The organism is Streptomyces sp. NPDC001515, from assembly GCF_053597115.1.
In genome coordinates this window covers 40,811-59,262 of the sequence record NZ_JBSFHN010000027.1, presented here as the reverse complement: position 1 = coordinate 59,262, position 18,452 = coordinate 40,811, and the positions used below count along the sequence as shown (strand labels likewise).

At 71.9% G+C, this 18,452-nt stretch carries 18 protein-coding genes; 9 read left to right on the top strand and 9 right to left on the bottom strand.

What is annotated here, in order from left to right:
* The first annotated feature begins 85 nt into the window (after positions 1-85).
* Positions 86-2,104 carry an ATP-dependent zinc metalloprotease FtsH gene (gene ftsH / locus ACWCXC_RS26280; RefSeq protein ID WP_450683671.1) on the top strand — a complete coding sequence of 673 codons (2,019 nt, stop codon included), beginning with the start codon at positions 86-88 and terminating at the stop codon, positions 2,102-2,104.
* A 148-nt stretch (positions 2,105-2,252) separates the two neighbouring features.
* Positions 2,253-2,858, top strand: a complete 606-nt coding sequence (gene folE / locus ACWCXC_RS26275) for a GTP cyclohydrolase I FolE (RefSeq protein ID WP_383648669.1) — start codon at positions 2,253-2,255, stop codon at positions 2,856-2,858.
* A gap of 15 nt (positions 2,859-2,873) precedes the next feature.
* Here the strand turns inward: folE and ACWCXC_RS26270 are convergent, their stop codons facing one another.
* The 6 genes from ACWCXC_RS26270 to ACWCXC_RS26245 form a co-directional block, all read right to left on the bottom strand.
* A complete protein-coding gene (locus ACWCXC_RS26270) occupies positions 2,874-3,362 on the bottom strand; it encodes a DUF3180 domain-containing protein (RefSeq protein ID WP_450683668.1) in 489 nt (162 codons plus the stop codon).
* A 58-nt stretch (positions 3,363-3,420) separates the two neighbouring features.
* Positions 3,421-4,032 (bottom strand): 2-amino-4-hydroxy-6-hydroxymethyldihydropteridine diphosphokinase, encoded by a 612-nt coding sequence (gene folK / locus ACWCXC_RS26265; protein ID WP_450890706.1) that lies wholly within the window; start codon positions 4,030-4,032, stop codon positions 3,421-3,423.
* A complete protein-coding gene (gene folB, locus ACWCXC_RS26260; RefSeq protein ID WP_450683666.1) occupies positions 4,029-4,388 on the bottom strand; it encodes a dihydroneopterin aldolase in 360 nt (119 codons plus the stop codon). Before folB ends, folK begins: the two co-directional genes overlap by 4 nt.
* 219 nt (positions 4,389-4,607) lie before the next feature.
* Positions 4,608-5,090, bottom strand: coding sequence for a nuclear transport factor 2 family protein (locus tag ACWCXC_RS26255; RefSeq protein ID WP_450890705.1), 483 nt, complete (start codon positions 5,088-5,090; stop codon positions 4,608-4,610).
* Positions 5,087-5,947 (bottom strand): dihydropteroate synthase, encoded by an 861-nt coding sequence (gene folP / locus ACWCXC_RS26250; protein ID WP_450683664.1) that lies wholly within the window; start codon positions 5,945-5,947, stop codon positions 5,087-5,089. Before folP ends, ACWCXC_RS26255 begins: the two co-directional genes overlap by 4 nt.
* A 65-nt stretch (positions 5,948-6,012) precedes the next feature.
* Positions 6,013-7,854 (bottom strand): phosphatidylglycerol lysyltransferase domain-containing protein, encoded by a 1,842-nt coding sequence (locus tag ACWCXC_RS26245; RefSeq protein WP_450683663.1) that lies wholly within the window; start codon positions 7,852-7,854, stop codon positions 6,013-6,015.
* Between the two features lie 139 nt (positions 7,855-7,993).
* Here ACWCXC_RS26245 and ACWCXC_RS26240 point away from each other — a divergent pair, with 139 nt between their 5' ends.
* Positions 7,994-9,115, top strand: a complete 1,122-nt coding sequence (locus ACWCXC_RS26240) for an alpha/beta hydrolase (protein ID WP_450890704.1) — start codon at positions 7,994-7,996, stop codon at positions 9,113-9,115.
* Between the two features lie 7 nt (positions 9,116-9,122).
* Here the strand turns inward: ACWCXC_RS26240 and ACWCXC_RS26235 are convergent, their stop codons facing one another.
* Positions 9,123-10,400, bottom strand: coding sequence for an ABC transporter ATP-binding protein (locus tag ACWCXC_RS26235; protein ID WP_450890703.1), 1,278 nt, complete (start codon positions 10,398-10,400; stop codon positions 9,123-9,125).
* Positions 10,401-10,531: 131 nt separating this feature from the next.
* On the opposite strand from ACWCXC_RS26235, the gene ACWCXC_RS26230 reads away from it, so the two are divergent.
* The 4 genes from ACWCXC_RS26230 (at position 10,532) to ACWCXC_RS26215 (ending at position 14,162) form a co-directional block, all read left to right on the top strand.
* The gene (locus ACWCXC_RS26230) at positions 10,532-11,236 is read left to right on the top strand and encodes an ABC transporter permease (RefSeq protein ID WP_450890702.1); all 705 of its coding nucleotides are present in this window, start codon (positions 10,532-10,534) and stop codon (positions 11,234-11,236) included.
* Between the two features lie 2 nt (positions 11,237-11,238).
* Positions 11,239-11,913, top strand: coding sequence for an ABC transporter permease (locus ACWCXC_RS26225; protein ID WP_450890701.1), 675 nt, complete (start codon positions 11,239-11,241; stop codon positions 11,911-11,913).
* Between the two features lie 70 nt (positions 11,914-11,983).
* Positions 11,984-12,958: an ABC transporter substrate-binding protein gene (locus tag ACWCXC_RS26220; protein WP_450683658.1), complete on the top strand. Its 975-nt coding sequence runs from the start codon at positions 11,984-11,986 to the stop codon at positions 12,956-12,958.
* A 103-nt stretch (positions 12,959-13,061) separates the two neighbouring features.
* Positions 13,062-14,162, top strand: a complete 1,101-nt coding sequence (locus ACWCXC_RS26215) for a hypothetical protein (protein ID WP_450890700.1) — start codon at positions 13,062-13,064, stop codon at positions 14,160-14,162.
* Positions 14,163-14,233: 71 nt separating this feature from the next.
* On the opposite strand, the gene ACWCXC_RS26210 is transcribed toward ACWCXC_RS26215, so the two are convergent.
* Complete coding sequence (locus tag ACWCXC_RS26210; RefSeq protein WP_450683656.1) at positions 14,234-15,376, bottom strand: NADH-quinone oxidoreductase subunit D; 1,143 nt, start codon at positions 15,374-15,376, stop codon at positions 14,234-14,236.
* Positions 15,377-15,438: 62 nt separating this feature from the next.
* Entirely contained in the window at positions 15,439-16,407 is a 969-nt protein-coding gene (locus ACWCXC_RS26205; protein ID WP_450683655.1) for an SAM-dependent methyltransferase, read from the bottom strand.
* 95 nt (positions 16,408-16,502) lie between these two features.
* Here ACWCXC_RS26205 and ACWCXC_RS26200 point away from each other — a divergent pair, with 95 nt between their 5' ends.
* Together ACWCXC_RS26200 and ACWCXC_RS26195 are read left to right on the top strand one after the other, a co-directional pair.
* A complete protein-coding gene (locus ACWCXC_RS26200; RefSeq protein ID WP_450890699.1) occupies positions 16,503-17,717 on the top strand; it encodes a sensor histidine kinase in 1,215 nt (404 codons plus the stop codon).
* Positions 17,718-17,774: 57 nt separating this feature from the next.
* Positions 17,775-18,449, top strand: coding sequence for a response regulator (locus ACWCXC_RS26195; protein WP_450890698.1), 675 nt, complete (start codon positions 17,775-17,777; stop codon positions 18,447-18,449).
* Positions 18,450-18,452 lie beyond the last annotated feature (3 nt).

The window sequence follows — 18,452 nt, the reverse complement described above, 5'->3', positions numbered from 1 at the left end:
CGGTGTACCGTCCGAAGAACAGTCTTTACTCACAGCAGCATTTACCTACGGGCAGGAGGGACGGGGCGGCTTCCGCTCCGTATGGATGGACGTGAAGCGATACTTCCGTGGGCCGGTCATGTGGATCGTGCTGGCCGTCCTCGCCGTGGTCGTGTTGATGAATGTCGTCGGCTCGGGTGGCGGCTACAAGACGGTGGACACCGGCAAGGTGATCCAGGCGATCAATAAGAACCAGGTGGACGAGGCCAAGCTCACCACCGGCGACGATCACATCATCAAGATCGAGCTGAAGGACGGCCAGAAGCTCTCGGGCGAGTCCGGCAGCAAGTTCCAGGCGAGCTACATCGGCGACCAGGGCGTCCAGATCGCCGACGCGCTGCAGAAGAAGTTCGAGAGCGGTGACATCGACAAGGGCTACACCGTCTCGCCGTCGAAGCAGTCCCCGTTCGTCTCGATCCTCTTCACGCTGCTGCCGTTCGTCCTCATCGTGGTCGTCTTCCTGTTCCTGATGAATCAGATGCAGGGCGGCGGCTCCAAGGTCATGCAGTTCGGCAAGTCCAAGGCCAAGCTGATCACCAAGGACACCCCCAAGACGACCTTCGCCGACGTGGCGGGTTCGGACGAGGCGGTCGAGGAGCTCCAGGAGATCAAGGAGTTCCTCCAGGAGCCGGCGAAGTTCCAGGCCGTCGGTGCCAAGATCCCCAAGGGCGTCCTGCTGTACGGCCCTCCCGGTACGGGCAAGACCCTGCTCGCCCGCGCCGTCGCCGGCGAGGCGGGCGTCCCGTTCTACTCGATCTCCGGCTCCGACTTCGTCGAGATGTTCGTCGGTGTCGGTGCCTCCCGGGTGCGCGACCTCTTCGAGCAGGCCAAGGCGAACGCCCCGGCGATCGTCTTCGTCGACGAGATCGACGCCGTCGGCCGCCACCGCGGCGCCGGCATGGGCGGCGGCCACGACGAGCGCGAGCAGACGCTCAACCAGCTCCTCGTGGAGATGGACGGCTTCGACGTGAAGGGCGGCGTCATCCTGATCGCCGCCACCAACCGGCCCGACATCCTCGACCCGGCGCTGCTGCGTCCGGGCCGCTTCGACCGCCAGATCGCGGTCGACCGCCCCGACATGCAGGGCCGTCTGGAGATCCTCAAGGTCCACCAGAAGGGCAAGCCGGTCGCCCCGGACGTCGACCTCGGCGCCGTCGCCCGCCGCACGCCCGGCTTCACCGGTGCCGACCTGTCGAACGTGCTGAACGAAGCGGCGCTCCTCACGGCGCGCGGCAACCAGAAGCTCATCGACAACGCCACGCTCGACGAGGCCATCGACCGCGTCGTGGCGGGTCCGCAGAAGCGGACCCGGATCATGTCCGAGAAGGAGAAGAAGATCACCGCGTACCACGAGGGCGGACACGCCCTGGTCGCGGCGGCCTCTCCCCAGTCGGACCCGGTCCACAAGATCACGATCCTCTCCCGCGGCCGCGCCCTCGGTTACACGATGGTGCTCCCGGAGGAGGACAAGTACTCCACGACCCGCAACGAGATGCTCGACCAGCTGGCGTACATGCTGGGCGGGCGCGCGGCCGAGGAGCTGGTCTTCCACGACCCGACCACGGGTGCGGCGAACGACATCGAGAAGGCCACCGCGACGGCCCGTGCGATGGTCACGCAGTACGGCATGACCGAGCGGCTCGGCGCGATCAAGTTCGGCGGCGACAACACCGAACCGTTCGTGGGCCGCGAGATGGGCCACCAGCGCGACTACTCGGAAGAGGTCGCCGCGCTGGTCGACGAAGAGGTCAAGAAGCTCATCGAGACCGCCCACAACGACGCGTGGGAGATCCTCGTCGAGAACCGCGACGTGCTGGACGCCCTGGTCCTCCAGCTCCTGGAGAAAGAGACCCTGGGCAAGGCGGAGATCGCCGAGATCTTCGCCCCGATCGTCAAGCGCCCGGCCCGCCCCGCGTGGACCGGTTCCGCCCGGCGCACGCCGTCCACCCGGCCCCCGGTGCTCTCCCCGAAGGAGCTCGCCCTCACCAACGGCGCCACCACCGCCAACGGCTCGGTCACGGAGACCCCCGCCGAGCCGGTCGCGGAGGACCGCCCCGAGAGCTAGACCCGTCCCCGGTGTGGTCCCCGTCACGGGGCCCGCACCGGGCCCGGAATGGATGCCGCGCCCCCCAGGTTTTAGCCTGTGGGGGCGCGGCATTTCCGTACACCTGCGCGGATGACACCGCGGCACGGCATAGAGGAACGAGGCACAGATGACCGACCCGGTGACGCTGGACGGCCAGGGTTCGATCGGCGAGTTCGACGAGAAGCGGGCCGAGGCGGCCGTACGCGAACTCCTGATCGCCGTCGGCGAGGACCCGGACCGGGAGGGCCTGCGGGAGACGCCGGCGCGGGTGGCGCGGGCGTACAAGGAGATATTCGCGGGGCTGTACCAGGAGCCCGAGGACGTCCTGACGACTACGTTCGACCTGGGCCACGACGAGATGGTGCTCGTCAAGGACATCGAAGTATTCAGTACGTGTGAACACCATCTGGTCCCGTTCCGCGGCGTCGCGCACGTGGGCTACATCCCCGCGACCAGCGGAAAGATCACCGGGCTCTCGAAGCTGGCCCGGCTGGTGGACGTCTACGCCCGCCGGCCGCAGGTCCAGGAACGGCTGACCACGCAGATCGCCGAGTCGCTGATGGAGATCCTGGAGCCGCGCGGCGTCATCGTCGTCGTGGAGTGCGAGCACATGTGCATGTCGATGCGCGGTATCCGCAAGCCTGGCGCGAAGACCCTGACCTCGGCGGTCCGCGGCCAGCTCCGCGACCCCGCGACGCGCGCCGAGGCGATGAGCCTGATCATGGCTCGCTGAGCCGGAGCGGCTCCCCTACGCCCCCGCCGCGCTTCTGCCGTTGGCGCCGTCCTTGTCGTCCGGGAGTTTGCAGACGTGTTCGAGGAAGAGGGCGGCGGCGACGACGGCGATGCCGGCGAGGACGGCGGAGCCGGCGTAGATGGCCTGGTCGCGGCGGGGCGGGATGTCGAGGGAGCCGAGGAGGAAGATGCCGTCCCCGGCGTACATTCCGGCGACCAGGGCGACGACGAGGGCGCTGGCCTGGGCGAAGACGACGGCGCGGGCGGCCATCATCGGCTCGACGCCCTTCGCGCCGGGGCGCCGCTCGCGCTGGGCGCGGAGGCGGGCGCGCAGGGAGAGGGCCGTGGCCAGCAGGACGACGGCGATGACGGCGAGCACGATGGGGGCGGCCAGGGGGACGGCCGGCAGGGTGCCGAAGGCGCTCCAGAGGCGCGCGGCGCCCCAGGAGAGGACCCCGGCGGCGGCGAAGAGGCCCGCCAGTACTCCGAGCCGTAGTTGCTTCACCGGGTGTGCCGCCCTTCGCCGCCTGTTCCTGTCCTGCTGTCTGCGATGAGCCTAACGACTACTCGGGCAGCCGGAGTTCCAGATCGGTGCGGGGGAGCACGCCGCCGCGGCCCACGCCGTCCAGCAGCTCGGCGACCGGTCCGGCGCCGGGGAGCTGGGCCTCGGGGTCGACGTCGTGCCACGGGGCGAGGACGAAGGCGCGCTCACGGGCCCGGGGGTGGGGGAGGGTGAGCGCGGGATCTTCGGAGACCACGTCCGCGTACGCGACGATGTCGACGTCGATGGTGCGCGGGCCCCAGCGCTCGTCGCGGACGCGGTCGAAGGCTTCCTCGATGGCCTGGCCGCGCTCCAGCAGGGAGGACGGGGGCAGCGTCGTCTTCACGACGACCACCGCGTTGAAGTACGACGGCTGGGAGCCCGGCTCGACGCCCCAGGGCTCCGTCTCGTACACCGGGGAGACGGCCTTGACCCGCAGGCCCGGGGTGTCCTCCAGGGCGTCGATGGCGCCTTGGAGGGTCTCCAGGCGGTTGCCCAGGTTGGAGCCGAGCGAAAGCACGGCCCGTTTGGGGTTGGAGAGGGTGATGTCCGCGGCGTCCACCTGCTCGACCACGGAGGCGGGCACCGGCTGTACGGTCGGGTCGCTCTGCCCCTCGGGTGAAAATGCAGTCATGCTCGGCTCCGGGTGATGGTGACGGTGACGTCGTCGAAGGGGACGGTGATGGGCGCGTCCGGCTTGTGCACCACGACCTCCACCTCCTGGACGCCTTCGTGCGTGAGGCACCGCTGGGCGATGCGCTCGGCGAGCGTCTCGATGAGATCGACCGGCTCGCCCTGGACCACGTCGACGACCTCCTCGGCGACCACGCCGTAGTGCACGGTCCTCGTCAGGTCGTCGGTGGCTGCCGCGGGGCGGGTGTCGAGGCCGAGCACCAGGTCCACGATGAACGTCTGCCCCTCTTCCCGTTCCTTGGGGAAGACGCCATGGTGCCCACGGGCCTTGAGGCCGCGCAGCGCGACACGATCCACGCGAATCACTCCTGCCTGTTGTTGTCGAAGGGGGTGCGGGCCGCGTGCGGGCGGCGGGTACCCGGATCCGAATCTACCCGCGGGCACCGACATCCCTCCCCCATGGGGGCTATGGACAGGGCGTCACGGGACTGGTAGCCGACTGGCCCTCGTACCCCGATGTGCCCGGGTCCAACCCCGTCGGGCCGCCTTTGGGCCCGCGGGTGTGGGGGAACCCACTCAGGAGGGGGAGTCTTCGTCCGTTTCCTCGCCGGTTTCGGCCAGTACGGGTGATCCGTGGTGCGACCAGAGTTTCCAGCCGTCCGGAGTGCGCCGGAAGACATTGGTGGCGACGACCAGTTGGCCGACGAGCGGGCCGAGCGAGCCGCCCTCCTCGGCGGGGCCGCCGCTGAGGATGTTCTCGGTGCAGGTGACCAGTGCGGTGTCCCCGGTCATGGAGACCACGACGTCGGTGAGGAAGAACTGGATGTAGTCGGTGCTCGCCATGATCAGCGCGTAGCTCCGCAGCACCTCGCGGCGTCCGGAGAGCACCGGCCAGCCGGGGTGGACGCAGGAGACCGTCAGGTCCTCGCCGGGGAGGAAGAGGGAGGTCAGCGCGTCCAGGTCGCCCTCCTCCACGGCCGTGTAGAACGCGGTGTTGGCCTGCTCGACCGCCTCGATGTCGGCGGCGGCGGAGGCGGGGTCGTCCCGGGGACCGTTCACGCGGCTCCTTCGACCGCGCGGGCGACCCGGACGGCGTCGGCGGTGGCCCGCACCTCGTGGACCCGGACGGCCCAGGCTCCGGCGGCCGCGGAGAGGGCGGAGACGGCGGCGGTGGCCGCGTCGCGTTCCCGGGCGGGCGGCGGTGCGCCGCCCTCGCGGGCCAGGACCCGGCCGAGGAACCGTTTGCGGGAGGCGGCGACCAGCAGGGGCCGGCCGAGGCCGTGCAGGGCGTCGAGCCGGGCGATGAGGGCCAGGTCGTGGGCGGCCTCCTTGGCGAAGCCGAGACCGGGGTCGATCACGATCCGTTCGGGGGCGACACCGCCGGTGACCACGGCGTCCATCCGGGCGCGCAGTTCGTCGACGACCTCGGTGACGACGTCCTCGTACACCGCGCGGCTGTTCATGGACGCGCTGAATCCGCGCCAGTGCATGACGACGAAGGGCACCGAGGCGGCGGCGACGACCGGGACCATGTCGGGGTCGGCGAGGCCCCCGCTGACGTCGTTGACCAGGACCGCTCCGGCGGCGACGGCCTGCTCGGCGACGCGGGCCCGCATGGTGTCGACGGAGACCGTGACCCCCTCGGAGGCGAGTCCGCGCACGACCGGCACGACGCGTCGCAGTTCCTCGGCCTCGTCCACCCGGGTGGCGCCGGGGCGGGTCGACTCGCCGCCGACGTCGACCAGGTCGGCGCCCTCCGCGACCAGGTCGAGGCCGTGCTTGACGGCCGTCGTGGTGTCGAACCAGCGGCCCCCGTCCGAGAAGGAGTCGGGGGTCACGTTGACGACGCCCATGACCGCGCAGCGGTCCCACTCGGGCAGGCCCTGGACCGTGCCGCGTCCTTGCAACGTACTCATGCGACCAGCGTAAGGGCTGGCCCGCCAGGAACTGCGGGCCAGCCTTCAGGCCTGAGGGGGTGCGGTCAGGCGGGGCGGACGCCCTGCTCACCCGGGGAGGGGCGGGTGTGGGGGCAGGGGCGGCGGCCGCCGGGGGAGAGCCGGCGGGCCAGGGGGCGGGGGAGGCCGAGGGTGACGAAGCCCTCGGCCTGCATGGCGGCGAAGGAGATCCTGGGCAGGTCGCGGGCGGTGCGGTAGACGACGAAGCGGGGCTCCCAGCGGGGCCGGAACTTGGCGTTGAACTTGTACAGCGATTCGATCTGGAACCAGCGGGAGAGGAAGACCAGCAGTCCGCGCCAGACGCGCAGCACCGGGCCCGCGCCCAGTTTCTCGCCCCGGGCCAGCGCGGAGCGGAACATCGCGAAGTTGAGCGAGACGCGGCTGATGCCGAGGCGGGGCGCGGCCTGGAGGGAGGCGACGATCAGCAGCTCGTTCATGCCCGGGTCGGCGGAGCGGTCGCGGCGCATGAGGTCGAGGGACATGCCGTCGGTGCCCCAGGGGACGAAGTGGAGGACGGCCTTGAGGTCGCCGTAGGGGGAGTCGGCGGCGTCCTCGTCGGTCTTGTGGGCGGTGGCGACGAAGCAGTCGCGGTCGGCCTCGTCGCCGATCCGGCCCAGTGCCATGGAGAAGCCGCGTTCGGTGTCGGTGCCGCGCCAGTCGGCGGCGGCGCGGCGGATGCGGGCCAGTTCGGCCTCGCCGATGTCGGCGACGCGCCGGACCCGGGTGACGTAGCCGCCGCGCTCAATGCGTTTCACCATCTGGCGGACGTTGCGCATGGCGCGTCCGGCCAGGGAGAAATCCGCGACGTCCACCACCGCCTCGTCACCGAGTTCCAGGGCGTCCAGGCCGGTCTCGCGGGTCCAGACCTCGCCGCCGGTCTCGCTGCACCCCATGACGGCGGGGGTCCAGGAGTGGGCGCGGGCCTCGTCCATGAAGCGTTCGATGGCGCCGGGCCATGCCTCGACGTCACCGATGGGGTCGCCGCTGGCCAGCATCACCCCGGAGACGACGCGGTAGCAGACGGCCGCCTTGCCGCTGGGCGAGAAGACCACGCCCTTGTCGCGGCGGAGCGCGAAGTGGCCGAGGGAGTCGCGCCCGCCGTGCCGTTCCAGCAGGGCGCGCAGCCGGTGCTCGTCGTCCTCGGTGAGCCGGGCGGCGGGGTGCTCGGGGCGGAAGGCCAGATAGATGGTGGTGACGGCGGTGAGGAGGCCGAGGGCGCCCAGGGAGTAGGCGACGGTCCAGGAGGTGTCGCCGGCGTACTCGACCGGTCCCTCGAAGCCGAACAGGCCGTACAGCACGTGCTGGAGGCGGTCCGCGATGCTCGGGCTGCCGACCAGCCGGCCCGGATGGACGCTGACGACGACCAGCCCGAGCCCCAGCGAACCGGCGCCGAGCAGGACGAAGTTGGCCAGGGCGCGCCAGCGGCTGCGCGGGTCGGGGAGGGCGGCGAACTCACTCCGGTGGCGCAGCAGCAGCCAGCAGAGCGCCAGGGGGACGAGGACGCCGATGACCGAGTGGCGATAGGTGAACTGGGCGACGGCTCCGGCCGGCAGGAGGATCACGGCGGCCCGCCAGGCGCGTCGCTTGCGGCGCTTCAGGCCGTGGGCCAGGAGCAGCAGCAGGACGCCCGCGCTGAGGGCGAGGGCGGCGGCGAAGGGGCCGAGGGCGCCGGGCAGTACTTCGGCCAGGGTGTGCATCCGGCTGTGCCGGAAGCGCGGGAAGACGCCTGCGGCGATGTCGATCAGGCCGACGGCGGTGCAGGCGGTGCCGACGAGTCCCGGCACGGCCTCGGCGCGCGGTCCGTGGGCGAACCTGCGTACGCCCGTCGGAACCGATCCTGATTTATCCCCATCTAGCGTGACAGACATGATTCCCGTAGCTCCGCGCGAGATTCTGGAGTCCGTCGGCCGAGGCCCTCCGGACGAGGTGCGCCCTCTAGGACGAGGCTTCCGGAGGACCGGTTCATCCGGCAGCCGGAAATTTCCTGACAAGAAAGTTCAACGGACCATGGGCCTTACCGGTCACGCAGTGCTGATCCTGGCGATCACGAGTGCCGTCGTGCTGTTCGCCGCCACCATCTGGCTCTGGCCCCGGCTGGCCCGGCGGAGCGCCGCCGCGGTGTGCGGCCGGGTGGGGCTGATGCTGGGCACCCAGCTCGCGGTCTTCGTCTCGGTGGCCCTGCTGGCCAACAACTCCTTCCTGTTCTACGGCTCCTGGGCCGACCTGTTCGGGCGTACGCAGGAGCTGGGCGTGGTCACCGACCAGGCGCGGGGGACGCTGGCGGCGAAGAACATCGTCCGGGTGGGGACGCGGCGTCCGGAGGGTCCGGGCGGTTCGCGTCCGGCGGCGGTCGGCCGGATCGACAAGGTGGTGATCGCCGGGCGGCACTCGGGGATCGAGACCTCGGCGTACGTGTATCTGCCGCCGGAGTACTTCCAGCCGGCGTTCGCCCGCCGGAAGTTCCCGGCGGTCGTGGTGCTGACCGGCTATCCGGGGACCGCGGAGAACCTGATCAAGGGGCTCGCCTACCCCCGGACGGCCCTGGAGCGGGTGCGGGCCGGGAAGGCCCAGCCGATGATCCTGGTGATGCTGCGGCCGACGCTGGCGCCGCCGCGCGACACCGAGTGCGTGGACATAAAGGGCGGCCCGAAGACGGAGACCTTCTTCGCGGAGGATCTGCCGCCGGCGGTCTCGGCGGGCTACCGGGTGGGCCGGCACGCCCGCAACTGGGGCATCATCGGCAACTCGACCGGCGGGTACTGCGCGCTGAAGATCGGTCTGCACCACCCGGACCGCTACACCGCGAGTGCGGGCCTCTCGGCGTACTACAAGGCGGCCGAGGACCCGACGACCGGCGACCTCTTCCACGGCAGCCGGGCCGCACGCGAGCGCGCCGATCTGCTGTGGACCCTGGAGAACCGGCCGCAGCCCGACTCCTCCTTCCTGGTGACGACGTCGCGTCAGGGGGAGTCGAACTACGCCGCCACCCGTCAGTTCGTGGCGAAGGTGAAGCGGCCGGCCCAGGTCTCCTCGATCGTGCTGGACAGCGGCGGCCACAACTTCACCACCTGGCGCCGGGAGATCCCGGCGGCGCTCGAGTGGCTGAGCAGCCGGCTCAGCGAGAACTGAGCGGCGGTCAGGAGACCTCCGGCCCGGCGATGCCCGCGACGCTCTCCACGTCGACCTCGGCACGGGAGACGTCGCGGCCGTCCGCGCCGACCGAGCGGCGCAGCGCCTCGTGGAGCCGGGCGGGGGTGAGGACGCCGAGGAAGCGGCCGGTCTCCTCGGCGTCGATGACGGCGATCCAGCCGGCGTCGTGCTGGAGCATCGTGGCGAACGCCTGTTTGAGCGAGGCGCCGACGGGGAGCCACGCCTCCATCCGACGGGCGTGTTCGCGGACCGTGCCGCCGGAGCCGGAGCCGGAGCCGGAGCCGGAGCCGGAGCCGGAGCCGGAGCCGGAGCCGGAGCCCGAGCCGGAGCCGGTGCGTCCGGCGTCCGTGTCCCCGGCGCGGGCGTCGCCGGCGGGGATCCAGCCGTGCAACCGCTCCTCGCGGTCCAGGACGACCGCCCAGCGCGCCCCCCGGGCGCGCAGCCGCGCGGTCGCGGTCTCCAGCGGATCGTCGAGGTGGACGACCGGGGGGCGGTCGAGGTCGCCCTCCTCGACCGGGGTGACCGAGAGGCGCTTGAGGCCCCGGTCGGCGCCGACGAAGTCCGCCACGTACGGGGTGGCCGGGGCGCCGAGCACCGTGGCCGGCGGGTCGAACTGCTCGATCGAGCCCTGGCCGTAGACGGCGATCCGGTCGCCGAGGCGGACGGCCTCCTCGATGTCGTGCGTGACGAGGAGAACGGTTTTGCGGACCTGGGCCTGGAGGCGCAGGAATTCGTTCTGGAGCCGTTCCCTGACCACCGGGTCGACGGCCCCGAAAGGCTCGTCCATCAGAAGGACGGGCGGGTCGGCGGCCAATGCGCGGGCCACGCCGACGCGTTGGCGCTGGCCGCCGGAGAGCTGTTCGGGATAGCGGTCGCCATAAACGGAAGGATCGAGTCCGACGAGGTCGAGGAGTTCCGCCGCGCGGGCGCGTCCCTTTCCGCGTTTCCAGCCGAGCAGATGCGGCACGGTGGCCGTGTTCTCCAGGACCGTGCGGTGGGGGAAGAGGCCGACCTGCTGGATCACATAGCCGATACGGCGCCGGAGTTGGACGGGGTCGATGGCGGATATGTCGTCCCCGTCGAGGAATATCCGCCCCTCGGTCGGTTCGATCAGCCGGTTCACCATCTTCATGGTGGTCGTCTTGCCGCAGCCCGACGGGCCGACGAGCGTGACCAGTTCACCCTCGGCCACCTCGAAGGAAAGGTCGTCGACCGCCGTGGTGCCGTCCGCATAGCGCTTGGTGACGTGCTCGAAACGGATCATGGGTCCTCATTGTGGCGCGAGTTCTGTGAAGGACGTGTTGCCGGAATACCACGGCCTCGGTGATTGTCAGTGGTCGAGGATAGGCTCGCCGGACATCAGTACGAGAGCGCATCCGGGAGGTGGGGGACGGGATGGCCGGACAGAACTGCCTGGTGACGAACGACTGGATCTGCGGGGAGTATCTCCGTTCCCGGAGCCAGGAGTTGACCGATGCCACGGTCCAGCACATCTGGATCACCGCGGTCTCGGTCGCGATCGGTGTGGCGGTGGCGTTTCCGCTGGCGTTGCTCGCCCGGCGCGGACGGCGGTTCGCCGGACCGGTGCTCGGGCTGACGACGGTGCTCTACACCGTTCCCTCGCTCGCCATGTTCTCGCTGCTGCTGCCGCTGTTCGGCCTGTCGGCGTCGCTGGTCGTCACCGGACTGGTGCTGTATTCGCTGACGGTTCTGGTCCGCAACATCCTGGCGGGCCTCGAAGCCGTTCCGCAGGAGGCGAAGGACGCCGCCCGGGGGATGGGATACGGCTCGGTCCGGCTGCTCTGGGAAGTGGAACTGCCGCTGGCGCTTCCCGCGTTGATCGCCGGAGTCCGCATCGCCACGGTCTCCACGATCGCGCTGACCACCGTCGGTTCGATCGTCGGCCGGGGCGGGCTGGGCAATCTCATCAGCGAGGCCCTGCCCAGCTTCTTCAAGGCCCAGGTGCTGGCCGCCTCCGTGCTCTGCGTGCTGCTCGCGGTCGTCGCCGACCTGCTGCTGCTCGGTGTGCAGCGGCTGCTCACCCCCTGGACCCGGATACCCGCCGGCCCCCGCGCCCGGCGCACGGCGGAGGCGGTCTGACCATGGGAGTGCTCGCGGACGCCTGGACCTGGCTCACCACCGGGGCCCACTGGTCGGGGGAGAGCGGGGTGGCCCACCGGCTCTCCGAGCATCTGTACGTGAGCGGGGTGGCGCTCGTCCTGTCGTGCGCCGTCGCGCTGCCCGTCGCGTTCCTCCTGGGGCATCTGGGGAAGGGCGGCGCGCTCGCCGTCAACCTCTCCAACATCGGACGGGCGATCCCCGTCTTCGCGGTGCTCGCCCTCTTCATGGTCTCGCCCCTGCGCAACACCGGATACGTGCCGACGGTCATCGCCCTCGTGCTGTTCGCCGTGCCCCCGCTGCTGACCAACGCCTACGTCGGCATGACGGAGGTGGACCGCTCGGTGGCGGAGGCCGCGCGCGGCATGGGCATGTCCGGCCGCCAGCTCTTCCTCCGCGTCGAACTCCCCCTGGCGTACCCGATGGTGATGACCGGACTGTGCTCGGCCGCCGTCCAGGTGGTCGCCACCGCGACCATCGCCGCGATGGCCGGCCAGGGCGGCCTCGGCCGGATCATCACCGCCGGCTTCGCCACCTACAACACCCCGCAGGTGGTCGCGGGGGCCCTGCTCGTCGCCGTGCTGGCGCTGCTGGTGGAGGCGGCGCTGCTCGCCGTCGACCGGCTGCTGTCACCGATGCGCCGCCGCCGGACGGCATGAGCCCCGGACCACCCGCCCCACCGCTTCCGCTTGTCATCTACGGCCCCACGGCCCCGGACGGAGACACACCATGAGCAGGATCTCGCGCACCGCAGGCGCGGCCATCGGCATCCTCGCCCTCGCGGGCTCGCTCGCCGCCTGCGGTGGCGACAGCCTGGAGAAGGACAAGGGCGGTTCCCCGGGGAAGGGTTCGGACAAGAAGGGCTCGCTCGTCGTCGGCGCGGCCGCCTTCACCGAATCCAAGATCCTCGCCGAGCTGTACGCGGGCGTCCTCGCCGACGCCGGATACAGCACCTCGGTCACCACGGTGGAGAACCGCGAACTCTACGAACCCTCCCTGGAGAAGGGCGAGATCGACGTCGTCCCCGAATACGCGGCGACGATCGCGGAATTCCTCAACGCGAAGGTGAACGGGGCGAAGGCCGCCGAGGCGAAGCCGGTCGCCTCCGGCGACGCCGCCGCCACGGTCGCCGCGCTGGAGAAGCTTGCCGCCCCGCGCGGACTGAAGGTCCTTCCCGCAGGGAAGGCCGTCGACCAGAACGCCTTCGCGGTCACCAAGGAATTCGCCGAGAAGAACAAGCTGACCACCCTTTCCGATCTCGGCGCGGCCAAGATCAAGGTGCGGATCGCGGCGGGCGACGAGTGCGAGGTGCGGCCCTTCTGCGCCCCCGGGCTGAAGAAGACGTACGGCATCGACGTCGCCGGCATCGACCCCAAGGGCGTCGGCACCCCGCAGTCCAAGCAGGCGGTCAAGGACGGCAAGGACCAGCTGGTCCTGACCACCACCACCGACGCCGTGCTCGACAGCTACGACCTCATCTTCCTGGAGGACGACAAGAAGCTCCAGAACGCGGACAACGTGCTGCCGGTGGTCAATGCCAAGGACGCCGGAGCCCAGGACATCGCCGACGCCCTGGGCCGGCTCACCGATGTGCTCACCACCGGAGATCTCGCCGAGCTGAACCGCAAGGTGGACGCGGAGCGCGCCAAGCCCGCCGACGTGGCAGCGGAATACCTGCGTTCCAAGAGCCTGATCAAGAAGTAGCGCCCGGCCGGAATGAGGGATTCAGGGGCCGTCAGGTAACTGCCGGGGAACAGATTGCCTGGCGGCGCCCCAATCGGCTCGGGCGCACGGTAAATTTCAGGCCATGCCACGTGGACGCCACCGCCATTCGCCACCACTGCACAGAATCCTTCCGCCTTCGGCCGTCGCCGGAGCAGCGGTCCTCTGTGCCGCGGGAGCCTGGCTGCTCGCCGAGCCGCTGGTCCTGCGGGGACTGGTCGCCGCCGCCGCGGCCGCCGCCGTCACCGGCGCGTATCTGATGCGCAGCTGGGACCAGGAGGCCGGCCGCCGCGTCGCCGAGCTGACGCGTGCCCGCGCGAGCGACGCATGGCGCGCCGAGGAGCGCATGGCCGAGCTGGAAGCCGATCTGGAGGAGTCCCGCGAACTGCGCGCCCGGCTGGAGGCGAAGCTGCGCCGCAAGCGCGTGGAGCTGGCCGGTCTCCGGGGCGAACACGCCGCGCTGCTGCGTCGGTACGCCACCGCCGAGACCGAGCGCGCCAGCGTGCTGGAGAGCCGCCGCCGGCTGGCGCTGGAGGCCGCCACGGTCCCCCGCGAGCTGCCCGCCGCCCGCTCCACCCCCACGCCCGGCGCCTATCTGCGCGCCGCCCAGGCGCTGGAGGACCTGAGCCGCAACCGGGCGCTCCAGGAGGCCCGGCGCGCCGCCGAGCAGGCCCGCCGCAGCGTCCTCGACACCCGTGCCCCCGAGCCCGCCGCACCCGCGGTCCGGCAGCCGGCCGCCGCGCCGCTGCCCGCCGAGCGCCGGCCCGCCGAGCACAAGCCCGCCGAGCCGCAGCCGGCCCTGCTCCCGACCCGCCCCTCCCAGGCCCTGCCCCCGGCCCGGCCGGCCCCGGCCGGGAACTCCGCCGCGCTCCCGCCCGCCCGGCCCTCGCAGGCGCTGCCCGCGCCGCGCCCGGTGCCGGCCGCCAGCCCGGTCGTCCCGCCGTCGGCCGCCCGGCGCCAGCCGGTGCCCCAGGGCGGGTTCGACTTCTTCGGTACGCAGAAGGCACGCGCCGCCATCGAGTCCGTGCAGAACGAGGACCTGGCCGACGTGGTGGGCGAGGAGGCCCTCGCCGCGCACCGCACCGGCACACCGGAGAACCGGGCCGTCGGCAAGGTCATCGACCTGACCGCGCACGACGAGACCGAGCAGCTGGACGTCGCGGAGCTGCGCAGCGCGATCTCGTAACGCACGGCGCCCGCACGGCAGGACGGCCGCCGCCCGGACCCGGGCGGCGGCCGTCCCGCGTCCGGGGCCGGTTACTTGTCGATGTCGCCGACGACGAAGAACAGCGAGCCGAGGATCGCCACCATGTCGGCGACGAGCGTCCCCGGCAGCAGTTCGGTGAGCGCCTGGATGTTGTTGAACGAGGCGGAGCGCAGCTTCAGCCGGTACGGGGTCTTCTCGCCCTTGGAGACCAGGTAGTAGCCGTTGACGCCGAGCGGGTTCTCCGTCCAGGCGTAGGTGTGGCCCTCCGGGGCCTTGAGGACCTTGGGCAGCCGCTGGTTGACCGGCCCGGGGGCCAGGTCCGCCATCCGGTCCAGACAGGCGTCGGCCAGGTCCAGGGCGTTGTGCGTCTGCTCCAGCAGGCATTCGAAGCGGGCCAGGCAGTCGCCCTCGGTCCGGGTGACGACCTTCAGCGTCCGCGACAGCTCCCCGTACGCGAGATACGGCTCGTCGCGCCGCAGATCGAAGTCGACGCCGGAGGCGCGGGCGATCGGCCCGGACACCCCGTACGCGTGCACCGCGTCGGCGGACAGCACGCCCACCCCCCGGGTGCGGCCCCGGAAGATCTCGTTGCCGAGGACCAGCCCGTCGTAGACGTCCATCCGGGAGCGGACCGAGGCGACGGCGTCGCGGACCCGGCCGGTCCAGCCCGCCGGAAGGTCCTCCTTGAGGCCGCCGACCCGGTTGAACATGTAGTGCATCCGGCCGCCGGAGATCTCCTCCATCACGGCCTGGAGCTCCTCGCGCTCCCGGAAGGCGTGGAACACCGGGGTGATCCCGCCCAGTTCCAGCGGATACGAACCGAGGAACATCAGATGGTTGAGGACCCGGTTCAGCTCGGCGAGCAGGGTGCGCGTCCACACCGCGCGCTCGGGCACCTCCATGCCCAGCATCCGCTCGACCGCCATCACGACGCCCAGCTCGTTGGAGAACGCCGACAGCCAGTCGTGGCGGTTGGCGAGCATGATGATCTGCCGGTAGTCGCGGGCCTCGAACAGCTTCTCCGCGCCCCGGTGCATATAGCCCACGACGGGTTCGGCCTGCTGGACGCGCTCGCCGTCCAGCACGATCCGCAGCCGGAGCACACCGTGCGTGGAGGGGTGCTGGGGGCCGATGTTGAGCACCATGTCGGTGCTTTCGGCCGCACCGCCGATGCCGATCGTCGTCTCCGTCATGGGGCCAGTATCGCGCGCGGGGGCGCGTCCCAGGGGCCCGCACCCCGATCCCGGGAAGCCCCCTACGTCCGCTGGGTCAGCCAGCCGAAATCACCCAGCCCGCCCCGGGCGGTCAGCTCCGCGGCCTCACCGGCCGCCGCGAGCGCGCGGACGTAGCCGGCGGGGTCGGTGGAGGCCAGGGACAGCGGCGGGCGCCGCCCGTCGACGCCGAGCGCGGCCAGGGCCTCGCGCTGGGTGCGCAGTTCCGCGCCTGCCCCGCCCGCCGCCGCGCAGGCGTCCAGCGCCACATGCGAGGTCAGATCGCAGCCGCCGTCCGGCACCGGCCGCACCTCGCGCCCCTCCCGGAAGCCGGTCAGCGTGCCGAACACCGGTCGCTCGTCGCGCCGGTGCGCGTAGTCCACGGCCACCGCGAGCCCCGCCGAGAGCGAGGCCACGGCCGCCGCCCACGCCGCGTCGCGCGGCCGGCCGATCTCCGCCCGGCTGCCCGGCCCGGCCGGCGGCCACCAGCGCTCCAGCCACGCCGCGTCCGCCCCGGTGACCGGGGCGCCCAGCCGCTCGGCGCCGTCCGCGGTCCGCACCTCCACGTACCGCACGACCCCGTCCGGGTCCGTCTCGGCGACCGGCACCGGCACGTTGTCCAGCCACTCGTTGGCGAACAGCAGCCCGCGCGTCCCCCGGGGCGGCTCGGCGCGCCACTCCACCCGGGGGTCCAGCCCCGGCGGGCGGGCGGCGCGCTCCACGGCGTACGCCCGTACCGTCAGGTCCGCGCCGCCCTCGGCCGGTAGGGCCGCGAGGACCCCGGTCAGCAACTCCCCCCGGCCCGCGCCCAGATCCACCAGATCCACCGCGCGGGTGCCCAGGTCCCCGGCCGTCGCGACCAGCAGCCGGGCGACGGCGGCGGCGAAGAGCGGCGAGGCGTGCACGGACGTACGGAAATGTCCCGCGGGCCCCTCGGGCCTCCGGTAGAAGCCCTCGTCCCCGTAGAGCGCGGCCTCGGCCGCCTCCTGCCACCCACGCCACTCATCCGTCACGTTTCCCAGTCTCCACCTTGGGGAGTACGGTCTCCGGACGTGGATCGGCCCTCGGGCTGACCCACCCGCCCTCGGCCTTCCCTACTCTGGGTTACGTGCAGCGCTTCTACGATTTCATCCGCAGACACCCGACGGGCGTCGACTGCTTCTGGGCCGTCGTCCTCCTCGGGCTCTCCGGCATGACGATCGTGGTGGGCGACATCGGTGACGGCGGCCGCTGGGAGCGCGTCGCCGTCGTGCCGGTGGTCGTCGGACTCTGCGTGGTCGTCGCGCTGCGCAGGCGCGCCCCCGAGAAGATGCTGCTGCTCGCCATCGCGATGGGCCTGCTGCAACTGCTCTCGGGCGTCCGGCCGACGCTGGCGAACTTCGCGATGCTCGTGATCACCTTCACCGTCGCCACGGTCGGTGAGCGCTGGGCCTCCCGGCTCGCGCTCGTCTGCTCGCTCGGCGCGGCCACGCTCGCCCAGCTGCGCTGGCCGGACGACACGAACCCGCCCCGCGGCTGGGCGCAGACCGTGTTCCTCGTCGTCGTGATGACCGTGCCCTTCGTGCTGGCCTGGGTGCTCGGCGACTCGATGCGGACCCGGCGCGCCTACTTCGACCAGCTGGAGGAGCGGGCGGCGCGGCTGGAGCGGGAGCGCGAGGCGCAGTCGAAGGTGGCGGTGGCGGCCGAGCGGGCCCGGATCGCCCGTGAACTGCACGACGTCGTCGCGCACAACGTCTCCGTGATGGTCGTGCAGGCCGACGGCGCCGCCTATGTGATGGACACCGCCCCCGACCAGGCCCGGCAGGCGCTGGAGACCATCTCCGGCACCGGCCGGCAGGCCCTCGCGGAGATGCGGCGGCTGCTCGGGGTGCTGCGCACGGGGGACGCCCCGGAGAGCGGGGAGTACGTGCCGCAGCCCGACGTCGAGCAGATCGAGGTGCTGATCGAGCAGGTCAGGACCGCCGGACTGGCCGTCGACTTCCGGGTCGAGGGCACCCCCCGCCCGCTGCCCAGCGGCGTCGAGCTGACCGCGTACCGCATCGTGCAGGAGGCCCTGACCAACACGCGCAAGCACGGCGGTCCGAACGCCGGGGCCAGTGTGCGGCTGGTCTACTTCGACGACGGGCTCGGTCTGCTGGTGGAGGACGACGGGCGCGGTGCGGCCCACGAGCTGTACGAGGACGGCGGTGCGGACGGCGCCGGTCACGGCATGATCGGCATGCGGGAACGCGTCGGCATGGTCGGCGGCACGCTGGACGCCGGGCCGAGACCGGGCGGCGGCTTCCGGATCAGCGCGCTGCTGCCCCTCAAGACCGCGGGATAGTCCGTGCCCGGGACCCCCGACCCCGACCGATCCGTATCGAACAGGAGACCGTTCCCGATGGCGATCCGCGTGATGCTCGTCGACGACCAGGCGCTGTTGCGCACCGGCTTCCGGATGGTGCTGGCCGCGCAGCCGGACATGGAGGTCGTCGCCGAGGCGGGCGACGGGGCGGAGGCGATCGAGATCCTGCGCTCCACCGCCGTCGACGTGGTGCTGATGGACGTGCGCATGCCGCGGCTGGACGGGGTGGAGGCGACGGCCCGCATCTGCGCCGGGCCCGAGGCGCCCAAGGTGCTCATCCTGACGACGTTCGACCTCGACGAGTACGCCTTCTCCGGGCTGAAGGCCGGGGCCAGCGGCTTCATGCTCAAGGACGTGCCCCCGGGCGAGCTGCTCGGCGCGATCCGCTCGGTGCACAGCGGGGACGCCGTCGTCGCCCCGTCCACCACCCGCCGGCTGCTCGACCGCTTCTCCCCGATGCTCCCCGGCGGCCGGACCGAACCGGAGCACAAGGACATCGCCAAGCTCACCGAGCGCGAGCGCGAGGTGATGCTGCTGGTCGCCCAGGGCCTGTCGAACGGCGAGATCGCCGCCCGGCTGGTGCTCTCCGAGGCGACCGTGAAGACGCACGTCGGCCGCATCCTGACCAAGCTCGGGCTGCGCGACCGGGTGCAGGTGGTGGTCCTCGCCTACGAGACGGGCCTGGTGCGGGCCGGCGGCGGGGTGGGCTGAGCC